This is a genomic window from Paraburkholderia sp. MM5496-R1 (assembly GCF_050436205.1).
Lineage (GTDB): Bacteria > Pseudomonadota > Gammaproteobacteria > Burkholderiales > Burkholderiaceae > Paraburkholderia > Paraburkholderia tuberum.
In genome coordinates this window covers 303566-318335 of sequence record NZ_JBNDLT010000003.1, presented here as the reverse complement: position 1 = coordinate 318335, position 14770 = coordinate 303566, and the positions used below count along the sequence as shown (strand labels likewise).

The 14770-nt window shown below is 64.7% G+C and carries 10 protein-coding genes and 3 pseudogenes; 6 read left to right on the top strand and 7 right to left on the bottom strand.

What is annotated here, in order from left to right; translation table 11 throughout:
- The first annotated feature begins 96 nt into the window (after positions 1 to 96).
- Positions 97 to 2052 carry an aconitase family protein gene (locus OKW38_RS27635; RefSeq protein WP_429364105.1) on the top strand — a complete coding sequence of 652 codons (1956 nt, stop codon included), beginning with the start codon at positions 97 to 99 and terminating at the stop codon, positions 2050 to 2052.
- Between the two features lie 134 nt (positions 2053 to 2186).
- Positions 2187 to 3677 carry an MFS transporter gene (locus OKW38_RS27630; RefSeq protein ID WP_429364103.1) on the top strand — a complete coding sequence of 497 codons (1491 nt, stop codon included), beginning with the start codon at positions 2187 to 2189 and terminating at the stop codon, positions 3675 to 3677.
- Positions 3678 to 3788: 111 nt separating this feature from the next.
- On the opposite strand, the gene OKW38_RS27625 is transcribed toward OKW38_RS27630, so the two are convergent.
- The 6 genes and pseudogenes from OKW38_RS27625 to OKW38_RS27600 all read right to left on the bottom strand — a co-directional run bounded on the left by OKW38_RS27625 (position 3789) and on the right by OKW38_RS27600 (position 9684).
- Positions 3789 to 4160 (bottom strand): BON domain-containing protein, encoded by a 372-nt coding sequence (locus tag OKW38_RS27625; protein ID WP_429333584.1) that lies wholly within the window; start codon positions 4158 to 4160, stop codon positions 3789 to 3791.
- Between the two features lie 492 nt (positions 4161 to 4652).
- Positions 4653 to 7055 carry a DNA polymerase II gene (locus OKW38_RS27620; protein WP_429364101.1) on the bottom strand — a complete coding sequence of 801 codons (2403 nt, stop codon included), beginning with the start codon at positions 7053 to 7055 and terminating at the stop codon, positions 4653 to 4655.
- Between the two features lie 155 nt (positions 7056 to 7210).
- On the bottom strand, positions 7211 to 8221 hold the full coding sequence (locus OKW38_RS27615) for a DUF2891 domain-containing protein (RefSeq protein ID WP_090806833.1): 1011 nt from the start codon (positions 8219 to 8221) through the stop codon (positions 7211 to 7213).
- Between the two features lie 10 nt (positions 8222 to 8231).
- Positions 8232 to 8405, bottom strand: a pseudogene (locus tag OKW38_RS27610) (5-oxoproline transporter, DUF979 family subunit); the annotation flags it as partial.
- A gap of 34 nt (positions 8406 to 8439) precedes the next feature.
- A complete protein-coding gene (locus tag OKW38_RS27605; RefSeq protein WP_425199361.1) occupies positions 8440 to 8637 on the bottom strand; it encodes a 5-oxoproline transporter, DUF969 family subunit in 198 nt (65 codons plus the stop codon).
- Positions 8638 to 8766: 129 nt separating this feature from the next.
- Positions 8767 to 9684, bottom strand: coding sequence for a LysR family transcriptional regulator (locus OKW38_RS27600; RefSeq protein ID WP_184054335.1), 918 nt, complete (start codon positions 9682 to 9684; stop codon positions 8767 to 8769).
- A gap of 104 nt (positions 9685 to 9788) precedes the next feature.
- Here OKW38_RS27600 and mdlC point away from each other — a divergent pair, with 104 nt between their 5' ends.
- From mdlC to OKW38_RS27580, 4 genes and pseudogenes are all read left to right on the top strand, one after another.
- Positions 9789 to 11432, top strand: a complete 1644-nt coding sequence (gene mdlC / locus OKW38_RS27595; RefSeq protein ID WP_429364099.1) for a benzoylformate decarboxylase — start codon at positions 9789 to 9791, stop codon at positions 11430 to 11432.
- 37 nt (positions 11433 to 11469) lie between these two features.
- A pseudogene (locus OKW38_RS27590) lies at positions 11470 to 11766 on the top strand (aldehyde dehydrogenase family protein); the annotation flags it as partial.
- 18 nt (positions 11767 to 11784) lie between these two features.
- Positions 11785 to 12141: pseudogene (locus OKW38_RS27585) on the top strand (aldehyde dehydrogenase family protein); the annotation flags it as partial.
- Positions 12142 to 12271: 130 nt separating this feature from the next.
- Entirely contained in the window at positions 12272 to 13690 is a 1419-nt protein-coding gene (locus OKW38_RS27580) for an MFS transporter (RefSeq protein WP_429333589.1), read from the top strand.
- A gap of 132 nt (positions 13691 to 13822) precedes the next feature.
- Here the strand turns inward: OKW38_RS27580 and OKW38_RS27575 are convergent, their stop codons facing one another.
- Positions 13823 to 14554 carry a DUF2278 family protein gene (locus OKW38_RS27575; RefSeq protein ID WP_429364097.1) on the bottom strand — a complete coding sequence of 244 codons (732 nt, stop codon included), beginning with the start codon at positions 14552 to 14554 and terminating at the stop codon, positions 13823 to 13825.
- Positions 14555 to 14770 lie beyond the last annotated feature (216 nt).

The window sequence follows — 14770 nt, the reverse complement described above, 5'->3', positions numbered from 1 at the left end:
CATCGAGCATTCGCGAAACGAGACGGCAGCGTTGCCGCACCGGCACTTCGGCATCCGCCTTGCGCACCGTATAGTGAGCGCAAGGAGAACGCAGTGATGAGCGATACGATTCGTTTGGACGGCCGCGTGCTGTACCTGTCGCAAGACCCGGCCGTGATCGAGGCGCAACTGGCCGGCGAAAACTTCACTCGCGACACGGCGGGGCCGTTGCGCGACAACGTGTCGACGGACGAGATCACGCCCGTCACCGTAATGCTCACCTACGACGAGCGCCTCGGCCAGTACCCGTACGTCGGCTTCAAGGCCGGCGAGCGTCTGCCGATCGGCCGCAATGCGGTGAAGGACGGCGGCTTTCGCCTGACGGTGGCCGGCAAGCGCTACGGCAAGGGCTCCTCGCGCGAATCGAGCCCGCTCGCGGAGTTGTCCGCAGGTATTCGCCTGATCGTTGCCGAGAGCTTCGAGCGTATCTATCAGCAGAACTGCGACAACATCGGCATTCTGACCACGACCGATTTTTCCGTGCTCGATCGCTTGCTCGCAGGCGAAGCGGTGCCGATCGACGAATTCCTCAAAGGCCGCGACTCGCTCACGCAGCAGATCATCCGCAGCGGCGGGCTGCTCGCGTATAGCCGGTTTGCGGAGTGGCCTGCGCCGGGCGAGCGCGCGAGCGATGCCCCGAACGAGGCGCCGGGCGCCGAGCCGAAAACGCTGGTCGAGAAGATCATCGACCGTCATCTGCATCCGGGCACCGCGAGCGCGCAGCGCGGCGACGGCGTGTTCATCGCCGCCGACTGGCGCTTCAGCCACGACTATTTCACCGGCATGTGCGCGCATCTGATGCATCGGGCGTTCGGCAAGCCCGCGCCGCTGCATGCGCCGGATCACATCATCGCGTTCCAGGATCATCTGGTGCTCGCGCCGCAGAGCATCCCTCACGTGCGCGACGGTCTGTTGCCGGGCGTCGCGAATCTGATGGAAGGCCACACGTCGTTTTCGCGCGGCTACCCGGTGCGCTCGCACGGCGCGCTCGATGGTGTGCCCGGCTCCGAGGGCATCTGTCATGCGTTGATGGCCGAGCAATACGCGCTGCCGGGCCAGGTAGCATGCGGTACCGATTCGCACACGCCGCATTCGGGCGCGCTCGGCTGCCTCGCATTTGGCGCGGGCGCGACCGAAATCGCCAATAGCTGGGTCACGGGCTACGTGCGCTGCAAAGTGCCGGAGACGCTGCGCATCGAGATCGACGGCCAGTTGCGCGACGGCGTGACCGCAAAGGACGTCGTGCTGCATCTGCTGCGGATGGAGGCGATTCGCTCGGGCGGCGCGATCGGCCTCGTGTTCGAATACGGCGGCGCGGCGGTGCGCGCGATGTCGATCGACGAACGTGCGACGCTGACCAACATGGTCGCGGAACTCGGCGGCTTTACCGGCATCGTCGAACCGGACGAGCGCACGGTCGCGTTCCTGAAGGAGCGGCGCGGCGTCGATTTCGTGCTGGAAGGCTGGATGAAAAGCGACGCGGACGCGACCTATCGCGACACGATCCATATCGATGCGAACGCGATCGAACCGATGCTCGCGCGTCCGGGCGACCCCGGCAATGGCGTGCCGGCGACGCGGCTCGAACAGGACGTCGCGATCGATATCGCGTACGGCGGCTCGTGCACCGCGGGCAAGCGCGAGGACTTCGATTTCTATCACGAGGTGCTGCGTTGGGGCGTCGAGCACGGCCTACGGGTGCCCGAGCGCACGCGTTTGTATCTGCAATTCGGGACGATGGCGGTGCGCGCGTATTGCGAGGAGCAGGGCTATCTGCCGGTGTTCGAGCGCGCGGGCGTGACGCTCGTGATGCCTGGCTGCGGCTCGTGCGCAAACTGCGGACCGGGACAATCGGCCAACCCGAACGACGTGACGATCAGCGCGATCAACCGCAATTTCCCCGGCCGTTCGGGACCAGGCGACGTCTGGCTCGCGAGCCCGTACACGGTCGCGGCGAGCGCGCTGGCCGGGAAAATCACCACGTTCGAACAATTGCAACGCGGGCACGGCTAGAATGCTGGCCGGACTCCGGCCGACCCATCGTGGCGCGTGCGACGCGCGACAAGACGCAAGGCCGGCATCGAACCGGCCGCGGTAAGCGATCAGCCCTGCCGTAAAAGCAGTCGCAACAGAAGGAGACAGACAACATGGTATTCCCCGATCCCGCGGGGTCCGTCGCGCGCAGCGGCGGTACCGTGGCGCATTCCACTGACGCGGCCGGCAGCGCCGAGCGCGGCGCGCCCGCGCAGGTGACGGGCCACGCATCGCTCGACGCCGGCAGCATTTCGGCGCGCCTCGACCGCTTGCCCGCCACGCGCTCCGTCTGGAAGCTGGTGGTGCTGCTGAGCCTCGGCTTCTTCTTCGAACTCTACGACCTGCTGTACTCCGGCTATATCGCGCCGGGCCTCGTGAAAAGCGGCATGTTGACCGCGACCACGCATGGCCTGTTCGGCTCGACCGGCGTCGCGAGTTTCATCGCCGCGCTGTTTGGCGGCCTGTTTATCGGCACGATCGCGTGCGGTTTCCTCGCGGATCGCTTCGGGCGGCGCGCGGTGTTCACCTGGTCGCTGCTGTGGTACACCGCGGCGAACCTCGTGATGGCGTTTCAGGAGACCGCGACGGGCCTTAATTTCTGGCGCTTCGTCGCCGGTGTCGGCATCGGCGTCGAACTGGTGACGATCGGCACGTACATCTCCGAGCTGGTGCCGAAGCAGATCCGCGGCCGCGCGTTCGCGTGCGAGCAGGCGGTCGGCTTCACGGCCGTGCCGGTGGTCGCGTTTCTATCGTTTCTGCTGGTGCCGCGCACGCTGTTCGGTCTGGACGGCTGGCGCTGGGTCGTGCTGATCGGCGCGCATGGCGCGCTATTCGTCTGGTGGATTCGCCGCGCGTTGCCGGAAAGCCCGCGCTGGCTCGCGCAGCAAGGACGTCTCGCCGAAGCCGACCGCGTGATGAACGCGCTCGAGGCGAAGGTACGTCACGAATATGGCCGCGAGTTGCCGCTGCCGGCGCCGCCGGTGCCGATCCCACCGCGCGGCAGCTTCCGCGACATGTGGGTGCCGCCGTACCGCAGCCGCACGCTGATGATGACGATCTTCAACATCTTCCAGACGGTCGGCTTCTATGGCTTCGCGAACTGGGTGCCGACGCTGCTGATCAAGCAGGGCATCACGATCACGACGAGCCTGATGTATTCGAGCGTGATCGCATTGGCCGCGCCGCTCGGTCCGATCATCGGGCTGTTTATCGGCGACCGCTTCGAGCGCAAGACGGTGATCGTCGTGATGGCCGGCGTCAATATCGTGTGCGGGTTGTGGTTCAGTCAGGTATCGGGTGCGGTGCTCCTCGTGAGCCTCGGAGTGTGCCTGACGCTGGCCGGCAACATCATTTCGTACAGTTATCACGCGTACCAGACCGAACTGTTTCCGACCAGCATCCGGGCGCGCGCGGTCGGCTTCGTCTACTCGTGGAGCCGCTTTTCCGCGATTTTCACGGCCTTTCTGATCGCGGCCGTGTTGCGCTACTTTGGCACGACCGGCGTCTTCGTGTTCATCGCGGGCGCGATGCTGATCGTGATGCTGGCGATTGGCTTGATGGGGCCGAAGACGAAAGGGCTCGAACTCGAGAAGATATCCACCTAGCGAAGGCCGGCTGTCGAGCCGGCCCGCCGCCATGTGCTGCATTGGCTATGCCCTCAATGGAATGCACGGTCAGAGCGCCGGCCTTCCTGCAAAGCGGGGTCCAGGACTGCTTCAGGTGCCCACAGGACGGATCGACAGCGCGTTCTTGACCGAAGTTACGCCAGGTACCCCTTTCGCCACCTCGGTTGCCCGGTCGCTTTCTGCCTGAAGTGGTACGCTGCCCTGCAGCGTGACAGCACCATCGCGGGCGCGAACTGTGATATTGGCCGTGGAGATGTTCCTGTCTTTCACCAGCGCATTTCGAACCTGACGCTGTAGCGCCCGGTTCGCTGCTTTCATTGACTTGTAATGCGATCGGGCTTCGGGCGTCGTGGTCGGGGCAGACGCAGGGGCGTTAGCGTTGCTCGCCTGCGCATAGGCGTGAATCGAACCCGAAATCAGAAGGGCGGTACCGACCAGTTTGACGGCGTGGATTGCTTTCATGCATCTTCTCCTGTCGTTGCAGATCGTTGGGGCTACAGATTCAGGGATATCACACACACGCCCCCACAATATTTCTGAGGCGGATCAAATGGCACTATAGGACAATAAAGGGTTAGGTCAAGCAACAATGCAAATCCCGCCAATTGCGCGAACAACCGAAGAAATTAGAATACTTCAAATTATGATGGCGCTCTAACTCTGTTGATAGGGTTGCAAATCAAAACCAGGGATTAGTTTTTTTCCGCCTTTAATCACGGATTACCGGTGTCTGATTGACATTTTTAGCCATCCCCGATGTAGCGGCACAGTTACATTGCGCCGTCGATTTACGCCGGCCTCGAGAGCGCGGAGCATGCGATACGCGACCCGCGGCAACTCGCCCTGCCGCACCTTTGCTGTGCATAACACGCACTCCGATGAAGAGGCCGAGCCGCCGTCCATGGTGAAGTAGGCAATTCGTCCATGCTCGCAGCCGCGCGTTCGCCGCCCCGATCAGAACAACTGCTTCTGCCCCGACATCAGCGTCGTGAAATCGTCGCGTAGCAACGGCAGAATCGCGTCGGCAACCGGCTGCAATTGCCGCGTCAGATAGTGCTCGTAGTCGATCGCCGAGCGCAGCGTTTCGAGCGGCTCGGGGCCGGCCACCGTCATCACGTAGCTGATCCAGCCGCCGTTCTGATATTGCAGTGGACGTCCCTGCTGGCGATTGAACTCATCGGCGACGCGTGCCGCGCGCACATGCGGTGGCACGTTGCGCTCGTAAGCGTCGATCGGTCTGCGCAACTGCTTACGATAGACGAGCTGATCGTCGAGCCGGCCGGCGAGCGTATCGCGCACATAGTCGCGCACGTAATCCTGATACGGCTGCTGCTTGAAGATGCGCCGATACAGTTCCTGCTGAAACTGCTGCGCAAGCGGCGTCCAATCGGTGCGCACGGTTTCGAGCCCTTTGTAGACCACGTCCTCGCGGCCGTCCGGCAATACCATAAGTCCTGCGTAGCGTTTCTTGCTGCCTTCCTCGGCACCGCGCACCGTCGGCATGAAAAAGCGCCGATAGTGCCGCTCGAATTGCAGTTCCAACGCACTGTCGATACCGAAGCGCGCCTGCAGCTTCTGCCGCCACGCCGCGTTGATATGTTCGACGAGCGCGCGGCCGATGCGCGCGGCGTCTTCCTCGTCATGCGCGTGCCTGAGCCAGACGAAGGTCGAATCGGTGTCGCCGTAAATCACTTCGTAGCCTTGCGCCTCGATCAGCTCGCGTGTCGTGTGCATGATCTCGTGGCCGCGCATCGTGATCGACGACGCAAGCCGCGGATCGAAGAAGCGGCAGCCGGTCGAGCCTAGCACGCCATAAAACGCGTTCATGATGATCTTCAGCGCCTGCGACAGCGGCTTGTTGTGCTCGCGCTTGGCCGCTTCGCGTGCCTGCCACACCTGCGCGACGATCGACGGTAAGCAGTGACGCGTGCGTGAAAAGCGCGCGCCGAGAAAGCCCGGCACCGAGCTCGCGTCGTCGGGATGCAGCATGCCTTCGACCAGACCGAGCGGGTCGATCAGAAACGTGCGGATGATCGACGGATACAGGCTCTTGTAGTCGAGCACGAGCACCGAGTCATAGAGCCCGGGCCGCGAATCCATCACGAAGCCGCCGGGGCTCGCGGCGCCGGCCACGTCGCCGAGATTCGGCGCGACATAGCCCTGCCGATGCATGCGCGGCATGTACAGGTGCGTGAACGCCGCGACCGAGCCGCCGCTGCGATCGGCGGGCAGGCCGGTCACGGTCGCGCGTTCGAGCAGGAACGGCAGCAACTCGGTCTTCGCGAAGATACGCGTGACGAGCTCGCAGTCCTTCAGGTTGTAACGCGCGAGCGCGGGCTTGTCTTGGTCGAAGCGGCGCTGGATTTCGTCCATGCGCTGATACGGATTGTCGATCGCTTTGCCTTCGCCCAGCACCGAGCGCGATACGTATTCGAGGCTGAACGACGGGAAGCTCCACGTCGCCGAACGCAATGCCTCGATGCCGTCGATGACCCAACGACCCGCCACGCCCGCGAAAAAGTGATTGCGCGTGACGCCGTGTTCGCGCCACTCCATCACCGCGCCGCCTCGTCCGATGCGCAGCGGCACGCGATACTGCCCGGCATGTTGTTGCAGTACCTTCAGATCGAACTGCACGAGGTTCCAGCCGATGATCGCATCGGGATCGTGCCGCTCCATCCACTCGATCAGTTTTTCGAGCAGTTGTGCGCGGGTTTCGCAGTATTCGAGCTTGAAGTCGATGGCGTCGGTGACGTTGCCGATGTTGCCGAGGTTGCCATTCGGCGGCCCAAGCATATACACCTGCCGCTCGCCGCAGCCTTCGAGCGCGATCGAATATAGCTCGGCATGCGCGCTCGTTTCGATGTCGAGCGACACGAGCTTCAACGGCGGACGATAGTCGTTGGACGGTTTGAGTTCGCTGTCGAGCCAGGGGCCATCGAGCCCCGGACCATTCTGCTGCGGCACGCCGCTGAACCACACCGGCGCGGTGATGAAGCGCTCCATCATGTAGCGCTCGGGCGGCTGGATATCGGCTTCGTAGACATCGACACCGCTTTCTCTGAGGCGCTTCTCGAAGCCCTTCAATTGCCGGTATTGCGCACAGTAAAGCCCGCTGACCGGCCGATGCTGGAAGTCGCGCAATTCGAGCGAACGCAGATCGAGCGGCGCGTCGCGGCGCAGGATCGTTTCGGCGCGTTCGCGATGTTCGGCCGGAATGAAGGCGACGGACGGCTGAGGGCGCAGACGGATGTGGCGCGGCCCGCTGTCCGTGGCCAGCCAGAACTCGATTTCCGTGCCGGCGGGCGTGTCCCGCCAATGTCGGGTCAAAATGAAACCCTGCTCGAACTCAGTCAAACTTCCACCTTTAAAGCGGCGCAATCGCCTTGCGCGATTTTACCGCCGCAGGCAGGGACTGTTGAACGGGCAATGAAAAGGGCGCTTCGTACTGAAGCGCCCCAACCAGCACGGCTTCATCTCTTCAAAGCCGGTTCAGTTCGTTCCCGGTTCGCTCAAGCTTCGAGCGCCAGCGTCGCGAACGTGGCGAGCCAATGCTCGCCCATGTAGTCGCCGGTCACATGCGGCAGCGCGCTGTGCAGATGACGCTCGGCCGCATCGAACAGCACGGTGCGACGCACGTCGCCCGCGGGCAGCGCACGCGCGAGCGCACGCTGGCACCACGCGCGGCTCAGATTGAGGCCGTCCAGATGCGCGATCTTGCCGTCGCTGCGATCGGTCACGGTGACGGGCTCGAACAGCGTCGCCGGTTTTTTCGCGCCGAGGTCCGGCAGGAAGCGTCCGAACCAGTCGGTGAACTGCGCCGACGGCAACACACGCCGCATCAACTCCGCTTCCATCAGCGACGGCGACAGGAATTCGTCGCCGGCCGGCTCCCATGCCTGACACGCGACGTCGTCCAGATACCAGCGCTCCGCGGTGCTGACGATCAGCGCCTCGAGCGATTCGCGCGAGGTTTGCCGCGCGAAATCGAGCGTCAGCGCGAGCGCGAACGCCATGTTGAAGTGCGTGCCGACGCGCAGCGGATAGGTTGCTTTCGGCAGGAACTCCTCGAAGCGCTCGACGAACGCCTGAGTGAGCGGCGCGAACGTCTTCGCACAGCGCGCGGCTTCCGAGATTTTCATCGACTGCAACTGCGCGCCGAGCGCGAGCAGCCACGCCCAGCCATACGGCCGCTCGAAGCCGCGGTTGTGCGGCAGCTCCAGATACGCGAGTTCGCCGGCGACGTTCGCCGCGGTGAAATGCTCGTCGACCACGGCGACGATGCGCGCGGCCTCGGGCAGATCGGGGAAGCGTTCGAGCAGATGCAGGATCAGCCAGTAACCGTGCACGCACGAATGCCAGTCGTAGCTGCCGTAGAAGATCGGATGCAAGGCGCGCGGACCCTGCACGTCCTGCGGTCCTTCAAGCGAGTGCGTGAGCTTGTTCGGGTATTCGCGCGTGAGGTGGGCGAGCGCGACATTGGCGAATCTGGACGCGAATTCGCGGGTGAGCTGGGTGGTCATCGGCGGTTCCTCAGAAGCGGAATACGAACACGTACGACAGTATGGTGTTGACGATCGGCAATAGTAAAGCGGTCGGCCATTGCGCCTTGATCACGCCGTTCTGGTCCTTCAGTTCGAGCAGCGCGGCGGGGACGATGTTGAAGTTCGCCGCCATCGGCGTCATCAGCGTGCCGCAGAAACCGGATTCTTCGTTTCGACGAAAGGCGCGTACTTGAGCGTCAGCGTACCGACCAGCGTGATGAGAGCACGCGGCCGGTGGTGGCCGCATGCAGGCGCCCAAACGCGCTGACGATCTCCACCGTCTGCAAGCCGCCGGCCATCCCGGTCGCGACGCCGGCGATCGTCATCACCAGCAGCGCGTTGAAGCGCAATGCGAAGCCGAGTGCCACGATCGGCACGCCAATCAAAACCCCCATCCGGCTCTCTTTGCTTCGTTTCCTCGACGCATGGCGACGGAATCTTACGCGAGACTTTATTGATAAATAGTCGATAAAATCTACTCATCGGGTAAACGCCGAGAAAGTGGCAGCGTGTGCGGGAAACGATCAACCCGCGGTCATACCCTCCGCCGTCAACTGCCGCAACTGCTCCAGCAGCTTGACCGCCGGGCTCGGCAGAATCCCCTGGCGCCGCCGGAACGCGGTCAACGTGCGCCGCCCGACCACGCCCGGCACGCCGAGCGTATCGAACACGCCGGCCTTGCTTTCTGTCACGTACATCGTCGACGCCATCCAGCTCAGAAAGCCCGAACGCGCGACCAGGCTCTTCAGCGCCGTGACCGAGCGCGTTTCGACGACGACGTTCGGCAGTCCCAGCCCGCGCTCGGCAAACACGCTCTGCATGTGCTCGAACGGGCCGGTGCCGCGTGGCGGAATCGCCCAGCGTTCGCCCAGCGTGTCGGCGAGCGTGAGGTCGGGCTTGCGCCGCAGCGGATGATCGAGCGCGGCGACCACGTAGCTCGCGTCTTCCCAGCGGCAATCGGCGATCGCGGTGATCTCGTCGGTATCGGGCACGGCCATGCTGAGCGCGAGATCGATCTGACGTTTGACGAGCGCATCGGCGAGCCGGTCCCACACGCCCTCGATGATCTCCACGCGCAGGTTCGGCCACTTCGTCAACACGCCGCTCACCGCGAGCGGCAGCACGAGGCTCGCGATGCTGCCGACCGCGCCGACGCGGATCGTGCCGCGCGCGAGGCCGCGCATCGCGTCGATTTCCTCGCGCGCCTGTTCGGCTTCGCGTTGCAGCAGGATCGCGTGCGGCAGCAGTGCCTCGCCGACCGCGGTCAAATGCATGCCGCGCGAATGCCGCTCGAACAGCGGCGCGCCGACCTGTTCCTCGAGACGTCGGATGGTCCGGCTCAAGGCCGGCTGCGTGATGTGCAGCGCTTCGGCGGCGCGTCCGAGGCTGCCGCTCTCGACGATCACCGCGAACGCCTGCAGTTGTTGCAGGTTGTAAGTCATGCCGAAAGGTAATGCCTTTTTGCGAATTGGGCAATTTTCGGCTACCCCGGCGGTCGTGATAATGGCCATTCGATTTTTCGCGCTCACCAGACAGGAGACTTCGCATGACAAGCAGCGCGCCGCAGCAGAATCAGGCACACGCAAAAGAACAGAGCACGCGGTGGACCGTACGCGACGCGGTCATCGACTTCGCGCGCCGCGTCGGCATGACGTCGATCTTCGCGAACCCGGGCTCGACCGAGCTGCCGATGTTCCGCGATTTCCCCGCGGATTTCCGCTACGTGCTCGGTCTTCAGGAAGCGGTCGTGGTCGGCATGGCCGACGGCTACGCGCAGACCACCGGCAACGCGGCGTTCGTGAACCTGCATTCGGCGGCGGGCGTCGGCAATGCGATGGGCAATATCTTCACGGCGTTTCGCAACCGCACGCCGCTCGTCGTCACCGCGGGTCAGCAGGCCCGCTCGATCCTGCCGTTCGAACCGTTCCTCGCCGCGACCCAGGCCACCGAATTGCCGAAGCCCTACGTGAAGTGGAGCATCGAGCCGGCTCGCGCGCAGGATGTGCCGCTCGCGATCGCGCGTGCGTACGCGATCGCGATGCAGGAGCCGCGCGGCCCGGTGTTCGTGTCGATTCCCGCCGACGACTGGGATCAGCCGGCCGAGCGCGTGGCCGACCGCGAGGTCGCGCACATCATGCGACCCGATCCGACGATGCTCGAACGCATCGGCACGGTGCTCGACGCGTGCGAGCGGCCCGCGTTCGTGGTCGGTGGCGCGGTCGATCGCGCGGACGCGGCGGCTGAAGTCGTGCGCCTCGCGGAGCGGCATTCCGCGCGCGTCTACGTCGCGCCGATGACAGGACGTTGCAGCTTCCCCGAAACGCACCGCCTGTTCGCGGGCTTTTTGCCGGCGCTGCGTGAGCGCATCGTCGAGTTGCTCGGCGCGCACGACGCGATCTTCGTGATCGGCGCGCCAGCGTTCACGTATCACGTCGAAGGCAATGGTCCGCATGTGCCGCCGGGTTCGCGGCTGTGTCAGTTGATCGACGATCCGGGCATTGCCGCATGGACGCCGCAGGGCATCGCCGCGGTCGGCAACGTGCGGCTCGGCGTGCAGGATCTGCTCGCGCGCGCCGCGCCCAAAGCGCGGGAGTTGCCCGCGCCGCGCGCGGTGGCGCCGCGAGCGCTGCCGCCCGCGCGGGGCGAGCGGATGTCGGTCGCGTTCACGTTGCAGACGCTCGCCGAAGTGCGCGATCCCGATGGCATCGTCGTCGAGGAAGCGCCGAGCTCGCGGCCCATCATGCAGACCTATCTGCCGATCGCGCGCGCCGGCACGTTCCTGACGATGGACAGCGGCGGCCTCGGCTACGGCATGCCGGCGGCGCTCGGCGTTGCGCTTGCGAGGCCGGGCGAGCGCGTGATCGCGCTGATCGGCGACGGTTCGAGCATGTACTCGATTCAGGCGATCTGGAGCGCGGTGCAGATGCAGCTACCGATCACATTCGTGATCCTGAACAACACGCGCTACGCGGCGCTGCAGGATTTCGCTCCGGTGTTCGGTTTCGCGCCTGGCGAGACCGTGCAGGGCACGGACCTGCCGGGCCTCGACTTCGTGACGATCGCGGCGGGCATGGGTTGCCCTGGCGCGCGCGTCAGCGAGGCGGCTGAACTTGCCGACGTGTTGCGTCGCGCGCTGACCGAAGGTGACGTGAAAAGCGGTCCCACGCTCGTCGAAGCGATCGTCGCGTAACGGCGCTTCCCATTCACGAACAGGAGAGAGACCTACGATGAAAAACGTATCGATGCTGATCGGCGGCGAGCAGACACAGGCGCGCAACGGCGCGAGCTTCGAGCGCCGCAGTCCGCTCGACGGCGAAGTCGCGACGCGCGCGCCAGCCGCGATCGTCGAAGATGCCGTGGCCGCCGTCGATGCCGCCGCGGCCGCCTTTCCGGTGTGGTCCGCGCTCGGACCGAGCGAGCGCCGCGCGCTGCTGACGAAGGCCGCGCACGCGCTCGAAGCGAAGGCCGACGCCTTCGCGGCCGCGATGGCCGCCGAGACCGGCGCGTCGGGCATCTGGGCCGGCTTCAACGTGCATCTCTCGCTCGATCGCGTGACGCCGGACATGCGCATCTATCACGACGAATCGTTCGGGCCGGTCAAGCCGATCGTGCGCGTGCGTGGCGAGGAAGCCGCAATCGCGTGTGCGAACGACAACGAATACGGCCTGTCGGCGGCAGTGTTCAGCCGCGACACGGCGCGCGCGCTGAACGTCGCTAAACGCATCGAGTCGGGCATTTGTCACGTGAACGGCCCGACCGTGCACGACGAAGCGCAGATGCCGTTCGGCGGCGTGAAGGCGAGTGGCTTCGGCCGCTTCGGCGGCAAGGCGGGGATCGCGGAATTCACCGATCTGCGCTGGGTCACGCTGCAAACGATGCCGCGTCACTATCCGTTCTGATGAGGCGCGACGCGATGGGCTCGCTGTTCGGCGGCCAACTCGCCGAAGCGGGCCATCGCGTCGCACCGTCCTGCCGACAGCAAAAAAAATCGAACAACGCGCGTGCAGCGCAAACAACGGAGACAGGTTCATGAGTTTCGTTCCTCCCGCTTCGGCCGCGGCCTCGACCGCGACCGCGCGCGACGACGCGGCGCTCGCCGGCATCGCGCGCGGCGGCAACACGGTCGACATCGGTCATGCACTCGACGACGGCCCCTACACGTTGCTGCAGAAAATCGCGGTGGTGCTCGCGGCGCTGTCGATCGTCGTCGACGGCTTCGACAGCCAGCTGATCGGCTTCGCGATTCCGATGCTGGCCAAGGAGTGGGGCATCACGCGCAACGCATTTGCGCCGGTGGTTGCGTCGGGGCTGGTCGGCATGGGTATCGGCAGCGCGTTCGCGGGGCTGTTCGCCGATCGCTTCGGCCGCCGCTGGGCCGTGATCGGCAGCGTGTTCGTGTTCGGCCTGGCGACCTGCGCGATCAGTCTCGCGCCGAACGTCGCGGCCATTGCGGCGCTGCGCTTTATCGCGGGGCTCGGCATCGGCGGCGCGCTGCCGACATCGACGACGCTGACCGCCGAGTGCACGCCCGCGCGTTTTCGTACCTTCGCGGTGACGGCGACCATTCTGTGCGTGCCGCTGGGCGGTATGGTCGCCGGATTGTTCGCCGGCCGGATGCTGCCGGTTTATGGCTGGCGCGGTCTGTTCGTAGCGGGTGGTGTGCTGCCGCTCATGCTCGCCCTCGTCCTGCTCGCGGCGCTGCCGGAATCGCCGCGTTTTCTGGCACGCCGTCCGCATCGCTGGCCCGAACTCGTGAAGCTGCTGCGGCGCATGGCGCGCGACGTGTCGGCCGATGCGAGCTTCACCGATGTGCGCGAACAAAGCGCTGAGAAACACGTCGGCTTTGCCGCGCTGTTCCGCGATGGCCGTTCGCGCGACGCCGTCGCGATCTGGGGCGCGTTCTTCATGTGCCTGCTCGCGGTGTATGCGGCGTTCAGCTGGCTGCCGTCGATGCTGACGAGTGAGGGCTTGAGCGTGTCGCTCGCGGGCTATGGCCTGAGCGCGTACAACCTCGGCGGCGTAATCGGCGCGGTGCTGTGCGCGCTGGCGATCGGGCGCTACGGCTCGCGCTGGCCGCTGCTGCTGTGCTGCGCGGGCGGCGTCGCGAGTGCATGGATGCTGCTCGGCGTCAGCGCGACGCAGCATACGGCGTTGATGATCGTCGGTCTCGGCTTGCACGGTCTGTTCGTCAATGCGGTGCAATCGACGATGTACGCGCTGTGCGCATACGTCTATCCGACCAGCGTGCGGGCGACGGGCACCGCGTCGGCACTCGCGTTCGGCCGCGTCGGCGCGATTCTGAGCGCATTCGCCGGTGCCGCGGTGATCACGGCCGGTGGCGCTTCGGGCTATCTGCTGATGCTCGGTATCGCAATGGTCATCGTGCTGATCGCGCTGGCGGTGGTGCAGCGGCATATTCCGCGTCGCGGCGCCGCGAGCGCGCGCTGATCGACGCGACGTCTCTCGCGGTGCGTTCGTATCGCGAGGGACTTTTGCGCGCGATCTGATTTTCCCCTTTGCAAGAACCTGTTTCTCGCGCATCGCGGCGGTTTCCACTTGCCCAATGCACGAGCGACGCTATCAACCTCGCTGAATATAAACGGGCAACGCCACTGCATTCGCCGCCGGATCGCCGGCCGCATTGGTCGGCAAATACTGTGTCTGAAACGCGGTAAACATCGCGGCAAACCCATCGGCGCGCTGCACGATCACCGCGCCGTCCTGGAACGCGCCGTTTTCGTTGTAATGCGGGCCGCGCGGATTGCCCTGATTCATGTGAGTCTCGTGAAGACCGTCCTTCTTCGGCAGAAACAGAAAGCCGAACCCGTAGACCACGATGCCCGCGGTGGTCGGTGTCCAGAAATCGCGGTTGTGCAACTGGCCGCTGCCCTTGTCGTAGGGCAGACTTTGCGACGGCTTGCTTTCGTCGATGGTGAGGATTTCGTCGATGATGTCGTTGACGTCGGCGCGGTTGCCGTTTTGATCCTCGTAGGGGACCGGCCGCATGCGGTGAATGTCGAGCAGGCTGCTGTCCTGGAAGTAATCGAGCCGTGGAAAGCCGCTCGTGTAGAGGCCGAGGTTCAGGGGCTGCAGTTTCGCGGTGAGTGGATCGGCGAAGTTCAGATCGGCATAGAAGTACACGTCGTCGGTACCGCTTGCGCCCGGTTGCGTCGACGCCGAATTGACGACGATGTTGAATGGCGTGTTGTCGTTGCCAGTCACCGTGATCACATAGTGCGGACTGCCTATATACGAATCTTTGAAAGGCGCCGCGCGCAGCAGTTTTCCCTTGAACATGCAGTATTCGTTCATGACTGAATGACCTTCTCGAAGTTGACGATCGGAAAGCGACGTATCCAAGCATACGGTGCTACACGTCGATAAACAACCGCGCCCGCTGTCATACGCTTGCAATGTTTTTATCCCGACGCTATTGCGGTGTGCGAGCAATGGTCATCACGCGTGGCGCTACGGGTTGGTGAGCTTGCCCCCGAAAAACGAATCCCTTGCTGAGCAGGTAAACTCACG

Excerpts from the sequence above, each read along its gene's own strand:
- OKW38_RS27625 (WP_429333584.1), bottom strand. The coding sequence starts at position 4,160 with ATGAAAGCAATCCACGCCGTCAAACTGGTCGGTACCGCCCTTCTGATT.
- OKW38_RS27575 (WP_429364097.1), bottom strand. The coding sequence starts at position 14,554 with ATGAACGAATACTGCATGTTCAAGGGAAAACTGCTGCGCGCGGCGCCT.
- OKW38_RS27615 (WP_090806833.1), bottom strand. The coding sequence starts at position 8,221 with ATGACCACCCAGCTCACCCGCGAATTCGCGTCCAGATTCGCCAATGTC.
- OKW38_RS27630 (WP_429364103.1), top strand. The coding sequence starts at position 2,187 with ATGGTATTCCCCGATCCCGCGGGGTCCGTCGCGCGCAGCGGCGGTACC.
- OKW38_RS27580 (WP_429333589.1), top strand. The coding sequence starts at position 12,272 with ATGAGTTTCGTTCCTCCCGCTTCGGCCGCGGCCTCGACCGCGACCGCG.
- mdlC (WP_429364099.1), top strand. The coding sequence starts at position 9,789 with ATGACAAGCAGCGCGCCGCAGCAGAATCAGGCACACGCAAAAGAACAG.
- OKW38_RS27605 (WP_425199361.1), bottom strand. The coding sequence starts at position 8,637 with ATGGGGGTTTTGATTGGCGTGCCGATCGTGGCACTCGGCTTCGCATTG.
- OKW38_RS27600 (WP_184054335.1), bottom strand. The coding sequence starts at position 9,684 with ATGACTTACAACCTGCAACAACTGCAGGCGTTCGCGGTGATCGTCGAG.
- OKW38_RS27635 (WP_429364105.1), top strand. The coding sequence starts at position 97 with ATGAGCGATACGATTCGTTTGGACGGCCGCGTGCTGTACCTGTCGCAA.